The sequence below is a fragment of the Klebsiella sp. C283 genome (assembly GCF_048822555.1).
Taxonomy (GTDB): Bacteria; Pseudomonadota; Gammaproteobacteria; order Enterobacterales; family Enterobacteriaceae; genus Klebsiella; species Klebsiella quasipneumoniae.
In genome coordinates this window covers 1-22,476 of sequence record NZ_JBMEZS010000016.1, presented here as the reverse complement: position 1 = coordinate 22,476, position 22,476 = coordinate 1, and the positions used below count along the sequence as shown (strand labels likewise).

At 43.7% G+C, this 22,476-nt stretch carries 31 protein-coding genes and 1 pseudogene; 4 read left to right on the top strand and 28 right to left on the bottom strand.

Going from position 1 to position 22,476, the window contains the following annotated elements; all coding sequences use genetic code 11:
• Positions 1 to 2 precede the first annotated feature (2 nt).
• The 24 genes and pseudogenes from virB11 to ACOI7Z_RS24315 form a co-directional block, all read right to left on the bottom strand.
• Positions 3 to 1,037: a P-type DNA transfer ATPase VirB11 gene (gene virB11, locus ACOI7Z_RS24430; protein WP_000650512.1), complete on the bottom strand. Its 1,035-nt coding sequence runs from the start codon at positions 1,035 to 1,037 to the stop codon at positions 3 to 5.
• Positions 1,034 to 1,231, bottom strand: a complete 198-nt coding sequence (locus ACOI7Z_RS24425) for a DNA-binding protein (RefSeq protein WP_000629109.1) — start codon at positions 1,229 to 1,231, stop codon at positions 1,034 to 1,036. Before ACOI7Z_RS24425 ends, virB11 begins: the two co-directional genes overlap by 4 nt.
• 1 nt (position 1,232) lies before the next feature.
• Positions 1,233 to 2,447, bottom strand: coding sequence for a VirB10/TraB/TrbI family type IV secretion system protein (gene virB10, locus ACOI7Z_RS24420; protein ID WP_001295060.1), 1,215 nt, complete (start codon positions 2,445 to 2,447; stop codon positions 1,233 to 1,235).
• On the bottom strand, positions 2,444 to 3,373 hold the full coding sequence (locus tag ACOI7Z_RS24415; RefSeq protein WP_000783386.1) for a TrbG/VirB9 family P-type conjugative transfer protein: 930 nt from the start codon (positions 3,371 to 3,373) through the stop codon (positions 2,444 to 2,446). Before ACOI7Z_RS24415 ends, virB10 begins: the two co-directional genes overlap by 4 nt.
• Positions 3,374 to 3,378: 5 nt before the next feature.
• Positions 3,379 to 4,107, bottom strand: coding sequence for a virB8 family protein (locus ACOI7Z_RS24410; RefSeq protein WP_004199085.1), 729 nt, complete (start codon positions 4,105 to 4,107; stop codon positions 3,379 to 3,381).
• A gap of 194 nt (positions 4,108 to 4,301) precedes the next feature.
• Entirely contained in the window at positions 4,302 to 5,357 is a 1,056-nt protein-coding gene (locus ACOI7Z_RS24405; RefSeq protein WP_000235886.1) for a type IV secretion system protein, read from the bottom strand.
• Between the two features lie 11 nt (positions 5,358 to 5,368).
• Positions 5,369 to 5,626, bottom strand: a complete 258-nt coding sequence (locus ACOI7Z_RS24400) for an EexN family lipoprotein (RefSeq protein ID WP_000759841.1) — start codon at positions 5,624 to 5,626, stop codon at positions 5,369 to 5,371.
• 9 nt (positions 5,627 to 5,635) lie between these two features.
• The gene (locus ACOI7Z_RS24395; RefSeq protein ID WP_000716326.1) at positions 5,636 to 6,406 is read right to left on the bottom strand and encodes a type IV secretion system protein; all 771 of its coding nucleotides are present in this window, start codon (positions 6,404 to 6,406) and stop codon (positions 5,636 to 5,638) included.
• Positions 6,407 to 6,415: 9 nt separating this feature from the next.
• Positions 6,416 to 9,169: a VirB3 family type IV secretion system protein gene (locus tag ACOI7Z_RS24390; protein WP_015060057.1), complete on the bottom strand. Its 2,754-nt coding sequence runs from the start codon at positions 9,167 to 9,169 to the stop codon at positions 6,416 to 6,418.
• A gap of 24 nt (positions 9,170 to 9,193) precedes the next feature.
• Positions 9,194 to 9,484, bottom strand: a complete 291-nt coding sequence (locus ACOI7Z_RS24385; protein ID WP_000916156.1) for a TrbC/VirB2 family protein — start codon at positions 9,482 to 9,484, stop codon at positions 9,194 to 9,196.
• On the bottom strand, positions 9,468 to 10,112 hold the full coding sequence (locus ACOI7Z_RS24380; RefSeq protein WP_000953538.1) for a lytic transglycosylase domain-containing protein: 645 nt from the start codon (positions 10,110 to 10,112) through the stop codon (positions 9,468 to 9,470). The genes ACOI7Z_RS24385 and ACOI7Z_RS24380 overlap by 17 nt, the downstream gene beginning before the upstream one ends.
• A gap of 45 nt (positions 10,113 to 10,157) precedes the next feature.
• On the bottom strand, positions 10,158 to 10,394 hold the full coding sequence (locus tag ACOI7Z_RS24375; RefSeq protein ID WP_001348696.1) for a hypothetical protein: 237 nt from the start codon (positions 10,392 to 10,394) through the stop codon (positions 10,158 to 10,160).
• Positions 10,345 to 10,854 carry a transcription termination/antitermination NusG family protein gene (locus tag ACOI7Z_RS24370; protein ID WP_000455437.1) on the bottom strand — a complete coding sequence of 170 codons (510 nt, stop codon included), beginning with the start codon at positions 10,852 to 10,854 and terminating at the stop codon, positions 10,345 to 10,347. The genes ACOI7Z_RS24375 and ACOI7Z_RS24370 overlap by 50 nt, the downstream gene beginning before the upstream one ends.
• Before the next feature lie 352 nt (positions 10,855 to 11,206).
• Positions 11,207 to 12,367: a MobP1 family relaxase gene (gene mobP1 / locus ACOI7Z_RS24365; protein WP_004199101.1), complete on the bottom strand. Its 1,161-nt coding sequence runs from the start codon at positions 12,365 to 12,367 to the stop codon at positions 11,207 to 11,209.
• A 2-nt stretch (positions 12,368 to 12,369) separates the two neighbouring features.
• Positions 12,370 to 12,915 carry a DNA distortion polypeptide 1 gene (gene ddp1 / locus ACOI7Z_RS24360; RefSeq protein WP_001348698.1) on the bottom strand — a complete coding sequence of 182 codons (546 nt, stop codon included), beginning with the start codon at positions 12,913 to 12,915 and terminating at the stop codon, positions 12,370 to 12,372.
• 340 nt (positions 12,916 to 13,255) lie between these two features.
• The gene (locus ACOI7Z_RS24355) at positions 13,256 to 13,513 is read right to left on the bottom strand and encodes a hypothetical protein (protein ID WP_004199355.1); all 258 of its coding nucleotides are present in this window, start codon (positions 13,511 to 13,513) and stop codon (positions 13,256 to 13,258) included.
• Positions 13,510 to 13,674 carry a hypothetical protein gene (locus ACOI7Z_RS24350; RefSeq protein ID WP_000004083.1) on the bottom strand — a complete coding sequence of 55 codons (165 nt, stop codon included), beginning with the start codon at positions 13,672 to 13,674 and terminating at the stop codon, positions 13,510 to 13,512. The genes ACOI7Z_RS24355 and ACOI7Z_RS24350 overlap by 4 nt, the downstream gene beginning before the upstream one ends.
• Before the next feature lie 74 nt (positions 13,675 to 13,748).
• Positions 13,749 to 14,087 (bottom strand): hypothetical protein, encoded by a 339-nt coding sequence (locus ACOI7Z_RS24345; protein WP_001099725.1) that lies wholly within the window; start codon positions 14,085 to 14,087, stop codon positions 13,749 to 13,751.
• A gap of 93 nt (positions 14,088 to 14,180) precedes the next feature.
• Positions 14,181 to 14,423, bottom strand: coding sequence for a hypothetical protein (locus tag ACOI7Z_RS24340; protein ID WP_000008707.1), 243 nt, complete (start codon positions 14,421 to 14,423; stop codon positions 14,181 to 14,183).
• On the bottom strand, positions 14,413 to 14,682 hold the full coding sequence (locus ACOI7Z_RS24335; RefSeq protein WP_001006717.1) for a hypothetical protein: 270 nt from the start codon (positions 14,680 to 14,682) through the stop codon (positions 14,413 to 14,415). Before ACOI7Z_RS24335 ends, ACOI7Z_RS24340 begins: the two co-directional genes overlap by 11 nt.
• Before the next feature lie 8 nt (positions 14,683 to 14,690).
• Positions 14,691 to 15,242 (bottom strand): hypothetical protein, encoded by a 552-nt coding sequence (locus ACOI7Z_RS24330; protein ID WP_000662998.1) that lies wholly within the window; start codon positions 15,240 to 15,242, stop codon positions 14,691 to 14,693.
• Positions 15,243 to 15,301: 59 nt separating this feature from the next.
• Positions 15,302 to 15,538 carry a hypothetical protein gene (locus ACOI7Z_RS24325; RefSeq protein WP_000792381.1) on the bottom strand — a complete coding sequence of 79 codons (237 nt, stop codon included), beginning with the start codon at positions 15,536 to 15,538 and terminating at the stop codon, positions 15,302 to 15,304.
• Positions 15,539 to 15,596: 58 nt separating this feature from the next.
• Positions 15,597 to 16,112: a DnaJ domain-containing protein gene (locus ACOI7Z_RS24320; RefSeq protein WP_001025390.1), complete on the bottom strand. Its 516-nt coding sequence runs from the start codon at positions 16,110 to 16,112 to the stop codon at positions 15,597 to 15,599.
• Positions 16,113 to 16,701: 589 nt separating this feature from the next.
• A pseudogene (locus ACOI7Z_RS24315) lies at positions 16,702 to 16,854 on the bottom strand (DNA-binding protein); the annotation flags it as partial.
• A 610-nt stretch (positions 16,855 to 17,464) separates the two neighbouring features.
• Between ACOI7Z_RS24315 and ACOI7Z_RS24310 the strand changes: the two are divergent.
• From ACOI7Z_RS24310 to ddp1 (ACOI7Z_RS24300), 3 genes are all read left to right on the top strand, one after another.
• A complete protein-coding gene (locus ACOI7Z_RS24310; RefSeq protein ID WP_001348704.1) occupies positions 17,465 to 18,478 on the top strand; it encodes a replication initiation protein in 1,014 nt (337 codons plus the stop codon).
• An 8-nt stretch (positions 18,479 to 18,486) separates the two neighbouring features.
• A complete protein-coding gene (locus tag ACOI7Z_RS24305; RefSeq protein ID WP_001074369.1) occupies positions 18,487 to 18,930 on the top strand; it encodes a hypothetical protein in 444 nt (147 codons plus the stop codon).
• 187 nt (positions 18,931 to 19,117) lie between these two features.
• A complete protein-coding gene (ddp1, locus tag ACOI7Z_RS24300; protein WP_000877224.1) occupies positions 19,118 to 19,471 on the top strand; it encodes a DNA distortion polypeptide 3 in 354 nt (117 codons plus the stop codon).
• A gap of 20 nt (positions 19,472 to 19,491) precedes the next feature.
• Here the strand turns inward: ddp1 (ACOI7Z_RS24300) and ACOI7Z_RS24295 are convergent, their stop codons facing one another.
• From ACOI7Z_RS24295 to ACOI7Z_RS24280, 4 genes are all read right to left on the bottom strand, one after another.
• Entirely contained in the window at positions 19,492 to 19,776 is a 285-nt protein-coding gene (locus ACOI7Z_RS24295) for a hypothetical protein (RefSeq protein WP_001043731.1), read from the bottom strand.
• A 35-nt stretch (positions 19,777 to 19,811) separates the two neighbouring features.
• On the bottom strand, positions 19,812 to 20,123 hold the full coding sequence (locus tag ACOI7Z_RS24290) for a hypothetical protein (protein WP_000469598.1): 312 nt from the start codon (positions 20,121 to 20,123) through the stop codon (positions 19,812 to 19,814).
• Positions 20,124 to 20,328: 205 nt separating this feature from the next.
• Positions 20,329 to 20,613 (bottom strand): hypothetical protein, encoded by a 285-nt coding sequence (locus ACOI7Z_RS24285; protein ID WP_001185481.1) that lies wholly within the window; start codon positions 20,611 to 20,613, stop codon positions 20,329 to 20,331.
• Positions 20,614 to 20,712: 99 nt separating this feature from the next.
• The gene (locus ACOI7Z_RS24280) at positions 20,713 to 21,375 is read right to left on the bottom strand and encodes a division plane positioning ATPase MipZ (RefSeq protein ID WP_000516402.1); all 663 of its coding nucleotides are present in this window, start codon (positions 21,373 to 21,375) and stop codon (positions 20,713 to 20,715) included.
• Between the two features lie 380 nt (positions 21,376 to 21,755).
• Here ACOI7Z_RS24280 and ACOI7Z_RS24275 point away from each other — a divergent pair, with 380 nt between their 5' ends.
• On the top strand, positions 21,756 to 22,418 hold the full coding sequence (locus ACOI7Z_RS24275) for a recombinase family protein (protein ID WP_001549893.1): 663 nt from the start codon (positions 21,756 to 21,758) through the stop codon (positions 22,416 to 22,418).
• Positions 22,419 to 22,476 lie beyond the last annotated feature (58 nt).

The following is a 22,476-nucleotide window of genomic DNA, read 5'->3' as shown; positions in this document are numbered from 1 at the left end:
AATCACTCCTTCAGCTTTTCAAAGTATTCCTGAAAATGAATATCACGATAGTAAATACCCGATGCAAATCGGTTATCTTCCTCATCGATGTACTTAATACTCATAATCACATCGACGTTGCTTAACACCCTCCGCAATATAATGTTATAAGGCAAATTCTGACATTCAGGGTTCATATAGCACCGTTGAACCAGTCCAAGCACAGCATCTTCAGGGGTGCTCTCATGGACGGTTGTAAGGTTCCCTGCATGGCCGGAACTTGAGCCTTTGAGAAAATCCCAGGCTTCCGCGCCGCGAACCTCAGTCATGAGGATTCTGTCCGGGTTCATACGAAAACCAGAACGTAAAAGAGAAGCGGAACTGACAGTGCTACTTTCCCCTTCTGACGGGTAATACAATTTCACATGATTTTTGTGGAACCTGAACTTTGCTTCATCTGTATCTTCAATTGAAATACATCGTAAATGATGGGGTATGTACTGAAGACAGGCATTTGCAAAGGTGGTTTTACCCGCCCCCGTTCCGGCACAAAATACCATCGTTTTACCCTTAACCAGGCATTCAGGGACAAATTGTTCAAAACAATTATCTTTAAACATTGAAGATAATTCATCTTCTTTATCCCTGAATTTCCCCCCTTGATTTAGCCTTGAGTAAAACCCTTGTTTAACAAAGGTATCATGGTCGATAAACACACTGGACGGCTTACGGATTGTAATAGACACCGTTTCCCGTTCCGTTGCCGGGGGAATAACTATTTGTACACGCTCCCCTCCGGGGAGCGTAACAGAACGTAAGGGATATTCTGGCGTAACCGACCCACCATCATGATAATCAGAAATTGCCCCTGCAAATGACATACAATCTTTAAAATCCATTTTTAATTCATGCTGCTGCCATTTCCCACTCACTTTAACAAACAGTTCATCAGGCCGATTTACCGCGATTTCAGTTAAACCATCGACTTCATTAAGCCAGTGGTGGAAGTATTCATCTATTATTTCATAAACAATATGTCTGTTCTCTGCATCCTTCATAATTCACCTTTTCCTTTAAGATCTTCAATAAAACGCATGACTTCTTCGTAATTAAATCGATGCGTTTTGATTTGTTTCAGTGGTTTGGGGAAAGGAACGCCATTTATTGGTATGCCCTTACGAATATGATGGTATATTTCGCTTTCCCTTATTCCTAACAGCATTGAAAACTCTTTGATATCCAGCGTTATCAAATTACCTCCGGGTACCCACCATTTTTAATTTGTAGATGCTGGAGAAATCCAAATCCTGACCAACGATCAGAGTAATGATTTCCCCCTGGTTTTTATAAAGCGTTGGAGGGATATTTACGCTGTTTGCAAACGCTTCGCGTGCTATATCAGCAAAAGCCTGGCGACTGTTAGCTGTATAGTCGGTCTGATTGTCTTTATTACTTTTAGCCGCTCCACTTGCGGCCTGTGCCACATCGGGGATCATGCCAACCATCATCGCGCCCATAAAGCGATCTGCAAAATGTGTGTCAATCCAGCCTGAAGCCCCGGCCTCACCCAGCGCTCCCGCCGCCTGTGTATCAATCAGCGGAATATCAATGAAAGGTTCCTTACGTGTTCTAAGCTTCGTAGCAGCGATAAACACGGCTCCCTGACCATGATTGAACGTGCCCGTTTTATACATCAGATATGCGGCTGTTCCCTTTTCAATTAGCTTTACATTCCTGTTTGCACTGTATACGTCCTCATTAATCGTACAGACCAGCTTGCCAGCCAGATCAGAAATAAATCGTCTGTCCAGCGAGCACTTAATCGCGGTATTTTCAGGAATGAAAAGGTTAGGGTCATAAGGAACGCGCGTAATTTTAGAAAGCTGCGCGGGTTGCCCTGCATTAACAGGCTGAACCTCTGCCTGTTTGTCACTGCCGTCCCCCTCGTTCCTGGTATTGCTGGCCGTTGATGAGCTACCACCGGAATTTGAGGAAGCAGAGCTGCTCCCCCCATAGGCCACATCCAGCGCACGACTGAAGTTTTGTTGTACTTTTTCCGGTGGCGTTTCCGCTTTGCCGCTGCTTTCCTTCCGTTCTTCCGTCTTAGCCGGTTCTTCCCTGGTGTTGAATGGATCAACATCATCGCTGAGTCCTGTCGCGCGTTTTACTGAACCAGTAGATACCGCATTACTGGCAGGCTTATCATCACCGCTGGACATTGCACGAATAATCGACGGGATATAGTAGACAGACACCCCGGCGGCCAGCAGAAGGAAAGCGGCCACAATAATCACCAGCCCCTTACGCGATTTTTTAAGCTTCTCGATACCCAGGCGTTTTACTGATTTACCGTCATCTTCATCTCCCTTATCCGTTTTATCGTTTTGCTCAATTTCTTTCTGATGCCGTTCCCGTAGTGCCTGTTCAATTTCTACAGCGGTCGGGATTTTATTTTCCTGTTCGCTCACTGGATCACCTCTTTCTCAACGTTCGGGGAAACGGTATCTCCTGCCGGAAGACGGACTTTGCCAAAGCCCCGGTTTTCAACCCCAACAACCTGATTTCCCATACGCAAAACAAAGCGCTGGTCTACAGGAACACCAACAACGGTGAAACTACCGCTGTTTTTGACTACCGGGTTAGTCAGCGTTTCCTGTTCGCCGCTCATAACAAAGACGCTGGGGATTTTCTTCAGGGGGCTGAAGCCAAACCAGGTATAGCGGCCATCGTCATACGCATAATCCGGGCTGATTGACTGGCTGCCGTCAGCTACCCGCTTCCAGTAATCCCAGTTCTTGGGCGACTTCGCATTTTCAAGAGAACGGTTGATTGCCTGCTCCTCCTGCCGCTTGTTAAGAGCCTCAATCCGTTTCTTCTCGATTTCGGCTTGCTCCTTCCGGCGTTCCTGCGGGTACTGGTAATTAACAACAAACGCGATCTTATCCGGCTGCCGGAACGTTCGGGCGTTCAGCTCCATGCTGTAATTACGTTTTGTTGTGCGAACAAACAGGTTTGTTCGCCAGCGTTCCAGGTCGTTTTCAGGATCAAGGGCTACACTGACCACCTCTGAAGACTGGTTGCCATTGTCATCGGTACTGTTCTTCTGTACGGTCTGTTTGACGGGCTTCACTTCGAGATACACCAGGTTATCTTCTTTGTTCACTTCCCAGCCCTGGGGAAAGCCGGTTCTGGCACTGATGACCGTTTCATCCTCGTCAAATACCAGTGTGGTTGTATAGCCAACCGCACTGTTTATGACTGTCGTGTTTTGCGGGTTATAACTGACAATCTGATTACGGGGATCAAAACGGCTGGCTGCTGGCGTAACGGCTGCATGGCAGACGTGCGACACCAACAGAAGCGCCACAATTAGCGCTCCTTTATTCATTTTCATAGTTTTCACCCTTTCACTTCTTTATCGCGTACATAGCTCGTTACAACGAATTTAAGCGGGTTATTGTTTCGGTCACCCGATGCCATTTCGACCTGTGGTTCAATACGGTAGGTCAACCGGACGTTCCAGTATTCATAATCATCCTGGCCTGTCGCGACATTTCGAATGGTTAATTTAAACCGGATATATGCTCCCATATCCTTATCATCGCGCCGGGATGACGGACTGATAATCACGGACGGATTATCCTGAACAGATGCGGTTTTTTCCGCTTTATTATAAATAACCTTTGGTGACTGGTTGCCGTTGATTAAAGCGTTGTAATCCGTCGCCACATTCTCAGCGCTGTATAACAGAACATAATCATAATCATGCTGGAGACTGAAATAGTTATACCCTTCACGACGCTTCACATACTGAGTAATGAAGTATTTCGCCAGCGCTTCATTTTCAGAGAGGTTTTCTTTTTTAACAGAAGTCAGTCTTTCAGCAACGCCAGTGACACCATTAATAAGATAAGCTTCGACAACCGTACTCTTTAACGGTAGCGCTCCATTCAGTGCCAGCAGAGACAACACACCTACGGCAATTCCTGCAATACCACCGAATTTATAAATGCGGTTCATTTTCTCCTGCATCAATACATTTTTCTCTTCAAAAGTAGTTGAAGAGTCTGTTACTTCTTTTTTCTTGTTAAAACCGGGAAGTTTTAATCCTGAGAGTTTAAACCCCATTGCGCATTACCTCTGCTGAATTAACAGGTTCGCTTTTTCCGGATACCGGAGGTTGTTTATGTGACGCCTGGCATCCGACAAGGCAAAGCGTCACGATAGCCGTGATAAGTAGTTTCATAATGTGAGAACCTAAATAGAGGAGTGAATATTTACTGCGGAATACTCAGAGTTGACAGATTTAAATAATAAATCGGTTAACCTCCATATTTCTTTTTCGCCGCATCTATCGCAGCCTGGCGAAGCCTCTTAGCGCCAATATTAACGCCCTGCCCGGTCAGATTCCCCAACTTACCGGATACACCAGGAGACTGGTTGAACCCTCCATCCTGACGGCGAACGCCTTTCCATGCGCCAATCCCTGCATTTTTACCCATACCAAGCAGATTACGCCCCATACGGGAAGCGCCGAACACGCCAGCACCAATCCCCATTGCGGCTGCCCCTTGCATCGCGCCTTCAACACCTACCCCTGCGAGCTGGGAAGCATAGGTTTTGGCTTGCCAGATAATCCAGGCCATAAATGCACCTGCAACCCCGGCCTGAGCACCTGTTGATATCAGATTTAATTCATCTGCGTTAGCTATCGAGATTGTCAGAATGCCATTAAGGAACGTCATTCCCGCTTTAATTGCCAGTCCACAAAACAAGAATATGAAGCATGAGCTAAATATTAACTGAAGCCAGCTATTAAACATCTGCCTTAAAAAACCAAATGAAAGACAAATAATAAACAACGGCGCGGTAATAGTAAGTATCTTAATAGTAACTTCGGCGGCGAGATAAACTATTGAAGTTAGCAATAATGCAATTATCCCTCCAGCATATGTTAATAAAGATGCGATTGCCCCATCTGTTTTCACATACTTCGAAGTATCTTTGGACATAAGATATGCAGCTACCTGCTGAACTTTCTCCCAAAGCTCGTCAACCCATTTCCAAGGATCACCTCCTGCAAATGTTTCCTTCAGCCCATCAATGGCCTGAGTTGCACTATCTAACCACCCCCCCATATTTTTGACAAAAACAAGAATTAACCAGAATCGACATAGATTCCATAAAAAATCCTGCACTGCGGTTTTTTGCTTCCCAACTATTGTGGTATAAGCATACCACAATATATAAATGGAAATACCATACTTACCCAACTGAGACGCTATTGAAGAAAAGTTATCTAACTGACCAGTCAAAGACTGGTCAAGAGTTTTAACAATAACGTCATGAGCGGCCTGGAAATACCTAGAAGTTGCCATAGTGGCTCCTTTTAACTTCCATCTTTACCCAATACATTTTTGAATGCATCTTTATAGTCAACATGCTTAGGATGTAATTGCTTATACCTAAACAAACCTTCCTTAGCGTTTTTACAATTTTCGCTATCACTCCCAGACTTTTTGCATTCAGCTACTTTTTTCGTTGCATCGTCTACGTGAGACTGCCACCAGTCTACAGATTTAACCTCTTCACACCCGGTAAGAAAGAATGTAAGCCCCAACGCCGCAACTAATCCATATTTTTTCAAAATGCCCCCTCAGTTCATTTCATAACTCTGCTGCTCAAATGCTGCCTTATAATCAACAACTGGAGTTTCTTTATTAACAGCCCCTAATTGTTTCTCCTGGAAAGCAGCCTGTAACATTTTCTCCTTGTATTCTGCAAGATCGCGCTGCTTATCGCGATACATTTCATACTGAAATTTGAGCTTGTTAAATTTCAGGCTTGCCAGAGATACAGCGTTTGTCGCGTCCTGCGTGGCTTTCGTGTCCTGGGCGTTCTTCACCTGGTCGATAAGGTCGGCCATTTCCTGATTATCTTCACGCAGTTTACTTTCCAGCTTATTGCCGTACTCGATCCCCGCCAGTTGGGACAGGAACGAGGCTTCACAGCCCCGCACCAGGTCGCCCGTATATCCCAGCCCCTTACAGGTGTTTGTCACCTTATAATCGGCCAGTAGTGATCTGGCTTGCTCAGACAGGGTGGCTTCCGGGTTCTTAATGTAATCATCAATGAAGGAGTTCCCCTGGTCGTAAATATTCTCCAGCTCCTTACTGACAGATTGCGCAGACTGCACCAGTCCCTGAACATCACGAATGCCCGTTTTGGTCAGCAGCTCCTGCTTATAGGCATTAATCTGTTTCTGGTAGTGGTTCACGGTGTCCTGCCACTGTTTGAGGCGTTCTGTCCAGCGCTGCGCTTCGACAGCCCATTCAGGGTTTGCATCAATGGCAACGGGAACACCAGCCTGAGCACCAGAAATAACCGTAACAGAGGCGATAAGTGCCGCAACGATATGCTTTTTCATAGGGATTCCTTAAATCAGGTTTGCACGTTCCAGATAGGTATCAAGCCACTCTTCCGGCTTCATACCCTCTTTCCAGATTTCATCGAACAGTTCAAGCTGGGGTTTCGATGCGCTGAGAACCGGTAGGTAATACGCCGCTTTTCCCAAATCCAGTCTTGCGAAAGCCGCAAAATCATCACTTTCCCCCTTCCTCTGTGGGTTTTTGACGACCAGGAACTGACGAGATAACGGGTCAATGGCTTTAATTTTGTCAAAATAAAGTTCTCTCACTTCCAACTCGTCTACGTACTCACTACGTTTCGCTTTGGGGTTCGCCAGATAAATATGTGTTGCGCACTGCTCACGAACGGCAGCCGCGATAGGTGATTTAATTAGTTCATCCGGCGATTGTGTCGCTACGACAAGCACCATATCCAGCTTACGCGCGGTTTTGAGTTTGTTATAAACAAAATCTCTGAACGCTTCGTTGTTAATCCATTGCCAGAACTCATCCATGTAGATAAGGAGTCGGCGGCCATCAGCCAGCATGGTGACACGGTAGATGAGATAGAATGAAGCGGCGCTGGAAAGTACTTTGTTATCCAGAAACTCCGTTCCGTCTATACCGAAAACGTCCAGGTTGTCCACATCAAACGTATCGTCCGGGTTATCAAACACCCAGCCAAATTCCCCTCCCTGCACCCAGGCATTCAGGCGTGCTTTAAGCCCATGCCGCCGGGTTTCAGTATCATCAGGCTCCAGAATGAGTGGTCGCAACTTACTGATCGGATAAGAGCGGTTTGACCTCTGCATCAGGCGCTCAACGGCATCAGAAATCAGGCGGTTCTGGTAATCATCAAGCGGCTCACTGTTAAGCGTACAAAGTAGCCTCACCAGGTCTTTCATAAAGGAAATATTTCGTTTGGTTGGTGGCAAAGCCGCAGGGTTCCAGCCAGTCGGCTCTCCTTCTTTCACCCGAAAGTAAGCACCTCCCATTGAACGTATACCGGGTTCCGCTGCCCGATCTTTGTCGAAAAATACTGTAGTTAACTTCTTTAATTTCCTCTCAGGTGGAAAAGACTCCGGCGTTCCGAACTGCTGGGCGGCGAAAGCCTTAGTCATCATCACTACCGTTTTACCCACGTTTGACGTACCAAGAATTTCGGTATGCCCCAGCGTGGGGTTTTTACCGAAGTAATTTTGATGCTCGGTAGTCATGTGATAGTTCAGGTTATAAATATCATTTCCTGAGCCGCCCAGGGTGATAAGGTTGTTACCCCAGGTATTTCCTTTCTCCTTGCCCGTAAAGAAATTATGGAAGCTTTCCATTTCGGCAAAGTTCAGACTGCTGATAGAACTCAGGCGTGGCCGTAACGTGTAGTTACCAGGTAACTGAGCAAAATACGCTGCGCCAAGACTCAAGGTTGAATAGGTTACGATCAGCCCTAAATCCTCCAGGGTCGTCGTTACAATATTGGTGTCCTTCACCAGACGCTCCGGCGAATCTGCGTAAACAATCAGTGTCTGGTGACTTTTCCCGAAAGAAATATAGCCGCTGGAGACCATATCGAGACCAACTTTCAAATCAGCGAGCAAGGATTTAGCGGCATCATCGGTCATTTCGAGTTTGTCGATCTGATCATCCAGCGCCTTGATTGCAGACTGCTTGTCTATCGGAGTTAAAGAGGAAGTCTGTACATACTCAACCGGGAGATACATCAGTGCATCAAAAATTCCGGCATCCGTTTCCTGAAAGTAGTCCTTGATCTCGATGCAACGAAAGTACCGGGCATGGTCAGAGGCAGTGATTTGTCCAGCATCGTTACCAAAGAACAGGTCTTTACCACCCAGGTATGTATAAAACGGACTATTGGTGACTCTGACTTTCTGCCAGCGCCCGGATAGCAGTTTCTGGAACAGCGTAAGCTGTTCTGAATAAACTATATTATTTTCTTCATATAACCCAAGACGACGGGAATGAAACCGGGAGAGATAGGTGCTCAATCTGCCACATATTTCATTCATATCATTAATGGGTTCTTCGAAGATATTTTTATTACCCTTTTTCCTTGAAAGAAAATGCGTCACTTTATCTTCAGCGCTGAACGGTTTATAGCATACGGTTAAGTATAATTTGTTTTCAAAATACTCAGCCGCCGAAAGCGATTCGTAATAATCGTTCATCACTCTGTTGACGAATGGGATCTTGCTGTCAAATACAGGTCGCACTTCTTTTCTAACCCGAATACGATGCGTATAAAAGGTAACGGGTTTCCCATCAAAACTACGTATCAGCGTATTGAGCTGGTCAGTAAGCAAGGCTAGATCCGCTTCATCTACACATTCAAAATAAGCTCCGTCAATCTGCCAGGTCGCCAGTAGATCATGGTTTCTGGTAACAATGAGGTTATCAGTGATGTGTGATGAATACGGGATTAACTCTTCAAGAGAAGACTGGTCTTTAAGCTTCATAAAATTGTCCACTTTCGATATATCGACTGCGTCGTACGAACTCCCCGCATAATGGACGGCATTGAAGCGCTTGTTTGCCAGAGGATTACCTTTGATTTGCATTCGCAGATAAAGCAGGTCAAAAAAGCGTTCATCTATCTTCGTAACTCGCTTGATGGCATACCAGCCAGGGAGGATGAGGGCATACATAGCCTCATGAATCCAGACACCAAGCAAAACGCAGATAACGCACATTCCAAGAAAGGGGTAGAGCGGAACGCCCAGCCCCCTAATCAAAGCGGGGCGTGTCAGCCCTTTAAAAACGGTACTCATTTTTACGCCCCCTTTTATTACATATTACGCTAACCAGTCAGGCAGATATGGCGCAACAATAAAGATGATAATCCCGATAATTAAAGGCGTAATCCACGCTGCATGCTGGCGTGAGAAGATAGCGATATAACCAATTACCAGCGCAATGATGGTGATTGCTGGCTTACGGATATCCGTCAGAAAATCGATAATCTTCTGCAAGAAGCCAGTTGTTTTAGTGGATACATCATCAGCAAAGGCGGGTTCTGCTACACAAAGCATCAATGCAGCCATAAATACAGAAAGAGTTAAATAACGTTTATTGAGTTTTAACATCGTTTGTTTCCTTTTCATCTAAAACAGTGCCACGCATGGCATATTGGGGATATACGGTAACTTCTTTAGGTTTGATACTCTGTGTTACATTCTCCTTTCTGATTGCATCTTTAACTGAAGGAACCACCCAGTTTTTTTTGTTATCAGGCGGATTAAACCCTATGCGCTGTATATAACTGGTGTTATTAAAATCTGATTCAGGTTTAGTTCCTGTTTCTGGATTGCCGGAATAATAGCAACTCAGGCCACGTAAAATATCGCCACCACGTTTATAACAATCCACCAAAATTTGCTCTGAAACCTTGAGATTTTCGCAGGGGTCAAACATTTTCTCAGCGGTTGTATTGAAGTTTGCAAAATTCGTACTCGTTATTTGCATAAGACCGACTGAGTAACGATGATTTCGTGATTCAATTTGATTTACGATCTGGAGTGCAGCCTCCTTAGTTTTGGGAAAGTAGGACACTACGCCTTTGTCACCGGGCTTACGTTCAACCTTCGGTATTATCTCGGCAATAGCATATGGGTTAAAACCAGATTCAACCCTTGCAACTTCATGCGCAGTATCGGGATGAACGCTGGCCGCGCATTGCAAAGCAAGCGCCGCAAAAGCAGTAGTAGATAACATGATTTTCTCCCGGCCAGAACAGCGCGGAAAGTTTAGACTGAATGGTTAGTCATCGAAGTCGTCATCGTCTTCATCGTCTTCGTTTATCAGCTCCTCAATAGCCTGGCTGGAATATTTTTTTATGAGGTACTGGACAACACCAGAGCTTGAAATACGTCGCCCCCTGCGATAGCCAATCTCCAGAGCAATTTTATCCAGTTCCTCACGAGAAGCTGAGGGCAGGTAGAGTGTATTACGTTGGGGCTTGCGTCTCGTTGCGGTTTTTTTTCGGGTAGCAGTCATTTTTCTTCCGTTTCATTTTGTGGGTTAAGCTTCTCTCTGTGATGTAGTGGATGAAAGCCATACTTCTTTGCTGCGGATTATCCATGAGTAGAATTTCAGCAAAATCGTGTGGAATTGATTTCCTTAAAAGATTTGCCTGAGCTGTTGTATGTGATTGTCTGTACAAAAGCTCCGCCATCACATCTTCTGGTACAGGTAAAGGCTCACCGCCAAATGAGATAAAGCGTTGTACGTAAGGGATAGCAGTTATTGTAGTGGAATGAACCTCTTCAAAATCTGCCTGGATAAAAAGATAACCGGGAAAAAGCGGCAAACGTCTTTCTCGATATGAAATTATCTTATCCGGGCGACGATACCTTTCAGTCTCCATAGGACAGAAGTAAGAGAAGTTCAGGCGTTCGAGATGAGCAAAAACTGCTGCAAATCTCGTAGTGGTGAATTGCAAAACATACCATTCCATAGTTTTTCCTTTCAGGCGCTCTCTCGACTCGGATGACCCCGAATCAGAGAAAAAAAACAAAAGGACAAATTTACATCTCATAAAAACTTTATCAGCTACATGTGCTGCGTTCAACCACACAAGCAGATCTTTAGATCGCATTTACGACACATTTCATTTTGTTTGTGCTTGTATTTTATTTATATCTAGATACATATGCTATTTGATAACAAAAAAGCAGATCGATTGATCACCATGCGCTTATTTTATAGTCAAGTTAACTAAATTTTTTACCGCTAGTTACTTTTTACAAAAACTCTGCTAACAAGATAAATAAATCGATCTTAATCAATAAGTTACCGGAGAGTATGAATTATCCTAAACGAATTCCGATTTTCACTTTCTGTTCGCTTTGAATCATCGACTGTTTTATTTGCGAGAAATTTCTCATCTGGAGTTGCTGTTTCTTAATCATCTCCGCGCTGTTCAGCACCAGCTCTTTACTGGATGAAGAGATTCTGTCTATGCCCTTAACCCCCAGGTTCTCTAGCTGCCACTCATTCCTGTGTGCAGTCTTCCAGCCATGCTGTACACCGTTCTTATCAAGTGCAGGGATTTTCACCTCCTTTTGTCCTAACTTCTTCAGCTTAACAAGATCACCTTTCTTAACGTTCTCGCGAGTGGTTAACTCACCAAAATCAGCCCCCCAATATGTTTTCTCCACGCCCTTGTTCAGTGTCTTAAGCTTTATGAAATGCTGCTTTGGTTTGGTTTTATCGTTCTGATAATGGTCGTAGCCAACATCAACAACCTCATAAACGCCCTTCTGTCGTTTTGGCGCTGTTTTGTGCGCATCTTTAATAGACTGGTTAAGTCCATGCTGCTGCTTATGAGTGGCTTTAACGTCATAGCCCTTCATCTTCAGCTCTTCACAAAAACCTGTACGAATTTCCCGTAAATCTTTTTTCCTGATATCAGCTCGTTTACCGTCATTATCACGAATACGAAAAACGACATGCACGTGTGGATGTTCTTTTTTGTCGTTATGATAGCCAAGCACAAAACGATGATTTGGGTACTTCTTGTTCATCGTTTTCCTGACAGACTCAAGCAGATCTTCAGGTTTTACCTTTGCTGATACAGGCGGTGAAAACACAATATTTTGGGTTACTTTTTTATTTTCCTTACCTTTATCATCGAAAACATTTTGAGGGTCATTAGCACGATCTATCATGTGCTCTTTAGCCTCCTGAATCTCATCACCTTTCCATACCTGACCGCTTTCACTCATCACTGGCAGCTCTGACTCCCGGCTCATATAGTCAATACTGTTTCGAACTCCCTGCCGGGTAATCGCACCTCCTGAGATTTTGACAACAACCTCCTTACTGGCACCCTTGCGGTTGATACGTTCCTGAACGTTGCGTTGATAGTTTTTACCACCATTTTTAACTTTATGGGCGAAAGCAGACTTGCGGCCAGCTTCAGAGGACTTACGCTTAACCCTGAATTCCTTGTCAACATAAACGCCCATGATTACACCTCAACCTTGTTAGAAACAGTTCGCCCTTTGCATAACATAATGTAGTTTTCAAACTCACTTTTGAGACTCATTATCTCTGAACTCAACCGCTCAGCGTCCTGATAGAACCCATCTTTATCAAGTACTCTGGCATTATCATTAACGATAATATAATGAAAGTTTCGCCCTATTTTATCTATTGCATTACGGCAACGATTCATCACCAGAAGTTCCTGATCGAAAAAATCAAGTTCATTTTCAAGTGTCGTCTGGATTCGATAACGACATTCTCTGGATAAATTCCAGCCATGACGATGAGCCGCTTTCTCTATTAAAGTTCTTTGTTTCCCTGTCAAATACATTGTGGTTTTGATAAAATCATCATTGTCTTTTGACACATTAACATCTTCATTTTTAACCTTGCTTTTCAGTAAAGCATTGGCAAGCAGCTTCATTCCTTTTGCCACGGTTAAACCCGGTTCATCTGGATAAAGTGTTTTAAGACAATCAAGTAGATCATCATGTTGGCTTTCTTCAATCCTGAATTGAACTTTTTTCATAAAACTCTCCAACAAGAACCGACTGTAGGTCACCGGGCAAACGTTGCGGAATGGCGTCAGAGACGTCATTTTGCGGCGTTTGCCCTATCCTGCATCGCAGTGAACTACCTCCACACATAAATTGTGCTTCAGCGTCCATCGAAATGCAAAAAATGAAAGGCTATCGTGGCTGTGATCTGGTGCGTCTGCGACCGGAGACAACGGATTCGCGGCTAACTTGGGCGGAAATAAATTCGCTACGCGAATGGCCTGGCAGGGGGCGCGAGCGCTGTTTTACGGAATATACAAAAAAAGCACCTCCCGTAAACGGGAGGGCTTCGGCGATTCAGGAACGGGAATTTTATTCTGCCTCTGGTGTGTCGCCTTCCATGCCCTGCCGGGCATCATGGAGCCAGCGGCGGAGGTTACTCATTCTTTCCCGGTTTGCCCGGCTGGGACTTTTTCCCCTGTTACCGCTTAGTATACTCCAGACTCTTAACCCGGCCTCGTTAGTCCAGTGCAATACAATTTCCCCTTTGCTGTTAAATCCCAGCGAAAACCGGACAGCTCCCCGCCTCTGTTCTGCACTGATAAAATCTAAAAACTCCTGTTTTTTCATAGCACCTCCTGTTTTTCTATCAGTGCTTTTGTTTCTTTCTTTTCCAGGGCTTTTCTGAGTAATGCCATGTACTCAGGAAAAGCAGAGAATGGCATCAAGGGAAAAACCGGACGCCCACCCTTTTCAACAGTCTGTATTGCTGATAACATGCGTTCCGACATTTTATATTCCTCGCGAGGGAATTGAGTGTCACGGTATCAGGTTGCCTCCACAACCTGATACCACCCCTAATTGATTAACTCCGCAGTTCTCTTATCGCTTCATTTTTGGCTTCCTCCAGTTCTTTAAGGGTATATGCGAAATTCTTCCAGTTAATTACTTCGTTTATAACCTCAGATTTACTTAAACCACACTCATTAAACCAAAAGTTAATATTTTTCTTGAGGGAATTTTTCGCCGTCAGTTCCTCGGACAACAATTCACTAACAGACGTGATAACATAACCACGACCGCGATTTTTATCTTCGAAAGAATGAACGGCAAGGAAGAGAGTTTCTGAATGGACAAAAGCAGAGCAGGTGATTTTTTCTTTCTTAGTGTTTAAAGCCTGGAAAGTGATAACATACGTGTTCATTTTAGTCTCCCGCCCGTTTGGGCTACTGGATCATGGTAAGGAACTATTCCCGACCTACAAATAAATTATACCATCATATGATGGTAATGCAATTTATTTAGTCACTTTATCCTGATTTTTTTCTCTCTTAACGAGCTGGTAATCTGGATGTTCATCAGCCAGGAGCAAAAGTAATTCATACGTACCAGCGGCTAAACCACGAGACGTTTTACCGGATGTTTCTTTGGCTTGCCAGGCTGATAACGTAAAACCAAACCGTTCAGCGGCTTCCTGCTGCGTAAAGCCAGCTTTAATACGTGCTTGTTTCACCTCTTCAGGTGTTGGCTTAAAACTCATGATTTTGTACCTTCACAATAGTATCTGTATAGAATTTCAATAAAATTGGATCATCAATTTCATCTTTAACGTTCGAGAATTCTTCGTAATAAAATGATTTTTGGAAAACAATCTTTTTAGTTGTTTTTTTATCCGCTTCTTTAGAGCGTACCTTCATCAGTTTTTCAAGTTCAATAAACAAACGTGTTGCATCTTCAGACACAACAATCCTGTATGTTACATTACCTTTGTTTTTCCTGTCGCTCAGGACTTCATTCATTTTTTGCCTCATAGCTGTTTAATAAACCCCGCTACCTTTATGAGCTGATCTACACTCAGGCCACGAATTACCATTTCATATCCGTCGCCCCGTTCTGATACGTTACCATCTAACCCATTCTCAACTTTAAACCCGGTCAATGTCCCATGCCAGCTTTCAAGATGCACTAAACGAGATAGCATTCCTTTCAGGATCAGTTTTTTCTCGCGTTTTTGCTGTAACTGTTGTTCATACTCTCGCGCCATATCTACATTATCTAAAGCATCCGACAGGATTTTCTTTTCAATATCGGCGGCGATTTCTACAGGGTTACGCTCTGGCGATACTGTGCAAGTATGGTAAGGACTTCTCCAGCTGCGACTATCTACGCTTCCAATGATAACTAACCTTCCTTTCTCCATTCGAATATGTATAGAGTAATTTTTAAAATCAGGTGAGGTTAGCTTAATCCTGTACTGGCAATCATCGAGCAGATTTACACGCCAGCCGTTCCCCAGGATTCGACAAACGATTTCAAACACCGGTTTATACCGTTCAAAGAAATTTTTCTGTTCTTTCATCGATTCAGCCTTTTGAACTCAATAAAAAAGCCGTAAATCGAATTACGGCAGTTTTAAGACTATTCATCAAAGTGTCCATCATCACTTGCAGCTTCCTGGGCTTCGCATTCCTGCTGATATGCTTCTTCCTTCGCAAAAAGATGCGCCCATCCTTCTGCGTTTAAGCCACGGTGCAAGACTGAACCATTTTCATTGCATTCTTTGGCTGTAACTTCGATCTCATCCGGGCAAATGTAGGCTCCGTAACTTTCAAAAATGTTTATCAGCTCCGCTTCCGTTATGGTCTTGTTTTTCATCAACGTGTCTCCGAATCAATCTTTGCCATGTTCTAGGGGGCTTTCGCCCCCATTCCGGTTATGCGCTTGCTTCTACACGTGTCCAGCCTGACGCCTTACGTTTACCCGCTGTACCATACATTTCACGAATTTCTTCAATGCTGTGTTCTTTACGGTTCCAGCGGCTTTTGTGTTCTTCAGGACGGTAAAACCATTGTTTTTTCTTAGATGCCCACTTACAGCCCATTTCCTTTAAAATGTCTTTGTGTTCTTTAGTTTCTCCGCTAATCCAGACCCAATTACCAATAACTTCATAGACAATCCCTGTAAGGCCGGAAAGCGTATTCAGAACTTTTTCCAGATCTTCACCGTAGTTGTAACGTGCGTTTTCATCAGTGCTTTGAAACTGATTGATTTTATCAATGTTAGCCATGAGAAAATCAAACGCAGCATTTACTGCTTTCATCAGCTCGGCACCCAATGGATTGCGGTCTGGATGATATTTTAAAGCCGCTTTTTTGTATGCCGCCTTGATGTCCTTTTCAGTCAGATCACCGGATAAACCAAAAACGTTTAATGCTTCCTGAATATTCATTTTTCGCTCCCGCCCGTGTGGGCTTCTGGAATCTGGCAGGGAACCATTCCCAACCAACAAATTCATTATACCATCAAATGATGGTTATGGAATCATTTTTAATGCTTTACATTGTAAAGATTACATAAAGATGTATATTGCTTTACCGCGCATGAAGGGATTTCCGAAAGAGGCGCGAACTGTAGTTACATAATGCGCTGTCGTAACATCGCGCCGGAGACGTTCGCCAGGACTGGCGAACCAACAAGCCCGAATGAGAGCGATAACCCCCCTCACCCCTGCCAGGCCAATTTCTGACTATCAGACGATGTTTAGCCTGTCGCAGTTAGCGCGTGAGCTTGCGAACGGTACGCCGGGTCAGTGTGAAACACTGGCGCGGGGCGCTGTATCTGCGCGTTATGAGATGCGTTAGCAGCGAATTACGGGGCGGGTTGCTGAAACCGATTGATGCCTGACAGCAAAAAATGAATCCGGGCGCCAGCTGCTGCACGAAAATTGCCAGCAAAAAACACTTGGCCATCCTCGCCGGTCGTGAAATTTTGCTGGCATAAGAAATAATCCCCCCGGTATGAGGGGCTTGTCTGAAAGGTTAGTGGTTGGGCTTACTGAGAGTGAACTGTAACCCGGCTACTGCTGCAAGCTGTGCAAGTGTTGTGATGGTCGGGTTTCCGTTCGGGGATAATGCGCGGTAGATACTCTGACGAGCAAGGCCGGATTTTTTGGCCGCCTCTGTTATACCCCCTGATTAGGGATCAGGTTAAAAACGAGCTGTATGACGTTCTAAGCGCATTTTACCCGCTCCGTTGAACCATGACCGGGTTAAAGCGGTTAAAACGCCTCTGAGGGCTTTTGAGAGCATTTAAGAATTGGATCGGAAAAGGATCCCGTCTGGATCTTTTAGAGAGATTACACCGCTCGCCGCAGCCGAACGACAGGGCGAAGCCCGCGAGTGAGCGAGGAAGCGGAATTTCCACGGGGTTTCAATAGAGCACTTACGCGCTAAGGTTAATATTTGCTCAATTTTTGGTGGTGCAGTGCTCAGGGAGGCCAGACGGATCTATCCTCTGGATTTATGCTGAGTTATCCACAGACGCTGTGCATTAAAAGCCTTATATTTTCTTCTTGATCTTAAAAACTTAAAAACTTAGCTCGCTTCAATTACCTGAAAATTATGGAAAAAAATTGCTAAAGGTGAGAGGATTTTTCACGTAAGGTGAGAGGATTTTTCACGTAAGGTGAGAAGATTTTTAAGTTAAGGTAGTTAGATTTTTCACTAAAGATGAGAGGATTTTTCACGTAAGGTGAGAAGATTTTTAACGGTTTCCACAGTTTGACTGAACATCAAGTGAAACATGCGGTTGTTGCTATCTTTAGATATGAAGATCCTCAGATCTTCATATCTAAAGGTGAGAGGTTTTTTAATTAAAGGTTGTATTGTTGTCTTGAATTACAACCTTTGTGGGGTTATGATTTGCCTACATAGGAAAGGTTATATGAGGCTTATCGTGAAGACAGTAACGGGATTAACGAAAGTTAGACATAGAAATGAAGTTGGGGTAACTCTTGCATCCCTTTCCCTTTCAGCAAAAAGAGTGCTTTTTCTGGCTCTTTGCCAGATTGATACAAAGGAAATGTTAGATGATGATATTTTGGAGGTTGATGCTGACTTTTTTTCAAAAGCTACTTCTTTAGATAAATATGCCTCTTATGCAGCTCTGAAAGAGGGAGCTAAAGTTCTTTCTTCAACTACGTTAGTTTTAAACAGAGATGATTTAAAAAATTTGGCTGATGAACTTGGGATACTATCATCTAAGAATAAAATACCTGATCGCTTGGATTTAAACTTAACAGAATTCTGTGCCTATTACGATCATCTTGCAACTGTACGGATAAAATTCACAAATACAGCTAAGCGATATTTTTCTAAGTTGATTGGTTCTGAAAATAGATATACCACTCAGGTATTGAAATCAGTTGTGTTGTTGAACAGTGTAAACTCAACAAACCTTTATCAAGTCATTAGGAAATATTACAGTCAGAATAGTTCAAAAAAATCTTTTGATATATCCGTGGATGATTTAAAAGAGGAAATGGGACTTTATACTATTGAGGAAGGGGAGAAGAAATATAAGTATCCTAAATACTCATTTTTTGTTCGTGATGTTATCAATAAAAGCATTAATGAGATAATTGAGAAAACGGAAATAAATCAGTTATCTTTCTCTGTTGTTGGGAAAAAAGGGAGAATGGCTCACATGCTTAGATTTGAGTTTAGTATAAATGAAAAATCCTCATCCTTTTCGGAAGATGATATGGCATTTTTAGAGGAGTTTGACAAAGTCGTTCCACCAAAAAAGAATAAGTGAGGCAAAACATGGCTAAAATATATGAGTTTCCGCAGGGAGCCGAACGAAGTAAGCTGAAAAAAGAAATCATCCGGGAACGTAAAAAACGATTGCGAGAAACGAACGGTAACCCGGTTATCCGGCACGCTAAATGGTTCTGGTTTTATCTACGTCTTGCTACGGCTGGCGCACTGCATTTAGTCTCTGTTATTTCTCTGGCAGTCCTGGGGGCTTTCAGTAAAGCTATTTTCTGGATTGGTGGAATGCTCTGTGTTGTTACATGGTTCCACCTTGAGCGCCAGTTCTGGACGCCGCAAAATTTCACGATTCCAGTAATCGTAACGCTGTGGGGATTGAGTTTGTTTGCCACTCCCCTGATGGAGCTGCTTAACAAAAAAATGCCGTGGTATCGTCTTCTGGTTCCTGATGCAAAGCACACTAGCACTGAGGCAACCAATGATGATCAGCCGTGAAGCAACAATGTTATCCAGTCGGCTTGCAGTGCTTCTTTCAGCCTTTTATCATCGGTTAATCATAGCGCACGAGGCGAGTTCTTTTCACTGCGATGCAGGATAGGGCAAACGCCGCAAAATGACGTCTCTGACGCCATTCCGCAACGTTTGCCCGGTGACCTACAGTCGGTTCTTGTTGGAGAGAGTTATGAAATATCAGGTTAAAGAGTTTATTAACGAAAAATATTCTAAGGCTGTTAATATTTTAAAGGATAACCTTAAAGAACACTACCATATTTTTTATGGTTTGAGATTAAGTGAGATTCTTTTTCCTGCCAGCGAATACGGCTCTGAAATGTTTTTTCAGGAGTTTGAAGCGATTAACAGTGTAATATTGCCTTTGGTGATTTTTGATTTGATAGACCGAAAGCCGATTATGGTTATCGGCTTCGGTGAAGTATGTGGAGTTGATTCACTTGTTGATTCTGGTATAGAAGTTGTTTCTTTAGACGGTTTAAGCGATCTGCTACTGGTTGAAAAACTGACGCCATTATTTAACTAAACCTCTGGATAACTATCTTTTCAGTTTTCCAGTAAGATTTTTTCTATATCTGAAAGCACTATTTTTTCAATGCTTTCTATATAGTAATGCTCATTAAAACCTGTCATTTCTGTAAATTTTAGCTCTGCATCATCTTTCGAATAAGCAATAACAACTCTGAAATCATTTTCCCACAAATCCCACCTGTATTTGTCTTTTATACGAACCCTGTACAATCCTTTTTGGATAGTGCCATCTTTTTTCTCTTCCTGTACTTTTTTTAATTTTTCATTTTGCACCTGTTGTTCAAGCCATGATTTATTCATAAATCCCCCACGGTTAACGTCTTTAGGCTCGGTTTTTACTTAACGAAATCTTCCGGTTTTACACCTGTTTTTACCTTCATATACTTGCCCTCCCCCCTTAGCTTCGGCTGAAGTTCGGTAAAGTACCATCCGGCAACGGTAATAATGCCTAAAAATACAAAAATAGCAGGCTTCAGAACATCAATAGCTGATACAGCGCATAACTCAATATTGAGATTAGTACAAGTTCCCTCATCAGGTGCATAGAACCCCCATAAGCCTATACCTATAAGGAACATCCCCAATATCGGTTGGATGTATAACAAGTAGATATTAATAAGAGTTTTAATATATCTGAATATGAACATTTTTCTTTCCTTAGGTTTCTTTCTATTTTGGATTTCCAATTCTTAACCAATGTGATGGTTCGACAATCCATTCTCCGCAGTCATAGGCAACGGCCTTATTATGCCTGTTAGCGAACCATACTAACCAGGCTAATAATCGCTGATTGCCGCTGTATTTGGTTTATCTCTAACCATCACAACATATCTCTTTTTCTTAGCCATAACGCTACCCTAATTTTGCAGATTCAAGCAGCCAGTGGTTTTTCAGGTTCTCGTCCAGGTTATCGAATGCGGCCAGCGCTGCCTTTAGAACGGTTGTCTTGCTCTGGCCTGTTCTCTGCGCCTCCGCTTCCAGGATCTCCTCAAAGTACGCTGGCAGTCTGAAGTTCATCAACTTTGGTTTACCCGCTACAGGCGCTCTGGTAGCGCCGGAGATAAAACGCGCGGTTTCTGCGTTTGTTGCTGGTTGCTGAGATTCATCGATGTTCGGGCGGTTTAGTTTTAAAGCCATGAAAATTTCCCCTTGTACGGTATGCATTAATTGTAAATATCATAGTATCTTTATGGTGTATTTACAATGTAAAGATTTCGATGAATATTGTTGATATTTCTATAAAATGCCAATTTCCTGTGCCACAAGTTCAATCTGTGCTTTCGCTGTTGAAAGGCTCGATGCCCGGCTAACGTCATGTACCCCTGCCCCTTCATTACAGGCGCTTTCATACACATCCAGCTCGGATATCCGGGTTTTCAGAGGTTGAATCCAGATGTTGTCCGAACGCAGTAATTTATCCAGATCAATGGCCGCTTTTCTGTGGCGGGGTTTCGCTGAGTTGATTCTGGTGAACAGCACCCACGGTTCCAGAGCTGCGTTAGCTTTCTGAGCGGTGCGGATTTTCTCTGTAACACTGGTCAGTGTTTCGCTTTCGAAATCAGAGGACGGCTTAACCAGTGTCACCACGATATCTGATACTGTCAGGGCGCTACGGAACTCCTGGCTGTCGTGGCCGGGGCAATCGACAATGAGAACTTCACACAGCTTACTAAGGCGCTTAATTTCGTTGCTGACGTTTCCGTAAGCTGCGTGAACCGGGATAGTGAGTAAGCCGTTATCTGTCCGCTTTTCGTTCCAGCTCAACAGATCGTGGTTTTTATCTGTCTTCAGGATAATTACCGACTTACCTTTGTTGACCAGCATTGAGCCTGTGTTAGCCACGTAGGTGCTTTTGCCTACCCCACCTTTATCTGATACGACAAGCAAGATTTTACCCATTTCAGAATCCCTCTCTTTATGTTGTAAAGCTCATGTAAAGATATGAATGTCTTTACATGGTGTGTTTTTCGTAAAGATACTTTTGTCTTTACAGTGTCTTTATAATGCAATGGCTTTACCATGTAAAGCACAAATAAAGATATATTTATCTTTATGGTGTCTTTACATGGTAAATGTTGCTGTGTCTTTATGTGCGCTTTATGGTGTAAATCTTGGTGTGTCTTTACATCATCTTTATGTTGTAAATTTTTAGTGTGACGTTGTCACTATAGGGCTGGGGTCTGTTTGCTGGTTCTTTTTGAGTGTGCCTTCCCTGAACCAACTGAAATGGGTACTGTATGGGTGTGTCTGGTTAACTCAAAATGAACTGGTTCCCTATAATGACTCAAACAGTACCGAAAGGCTTTGTCAGAGCTTACTTACGCGCATCCACGACTGAACAGGATGCAACACGCGCCCTGGACACGATAAATACCTTCGCCATCGAGCGCGGCCTGAGCATCTGTAACTACTACATTGAAAATGAATCAGGTTCTAAGCTTGAACGCCCTGAGTTGTTCCGGCTCCTGAAAGATTGTCAGCAAAACGATATCTTGCTGGTAGAGGATGTGGACAGGCTTTCACGCCTGGTAGGGGAGGACTGGAACACACTGAAGAAAATGATCCGGCAGAAAGATATCCGGGTTGTGGCCGTCAACGTTCCGACAACCTGGCTCGCATCGGGTCACAATGATTTTGACAGCCGAATGTTTTCGGCCATAAACGATATGTTGCTGGATATGCTGGCCGCCGTCGCCAGGCGAGACTATGAACAGCGCCGGGAACGGCAGCAGCAGGGGATCGCCAGGGCGAAAAGGGAAGGGAAGTATAAAGGCCGCCAGGTTAATCAGTCTCGCTATGACGCCATAAACAGGCTGATTGCGAGCGGCAGCTCCTGGAGCCAGATTCAAAAAGTGCTGGGTTGTAGCCGGGCGACTATCAGCAAAGCTGTGAAGCAACAGACCGTTAACAAAATGAACCATGAACCTGAAGGTAGGGAGTAGTTACAACATAATAAACAGTGTGTTGAAGAATAAAACTGATTCTTTATACTGTATATGC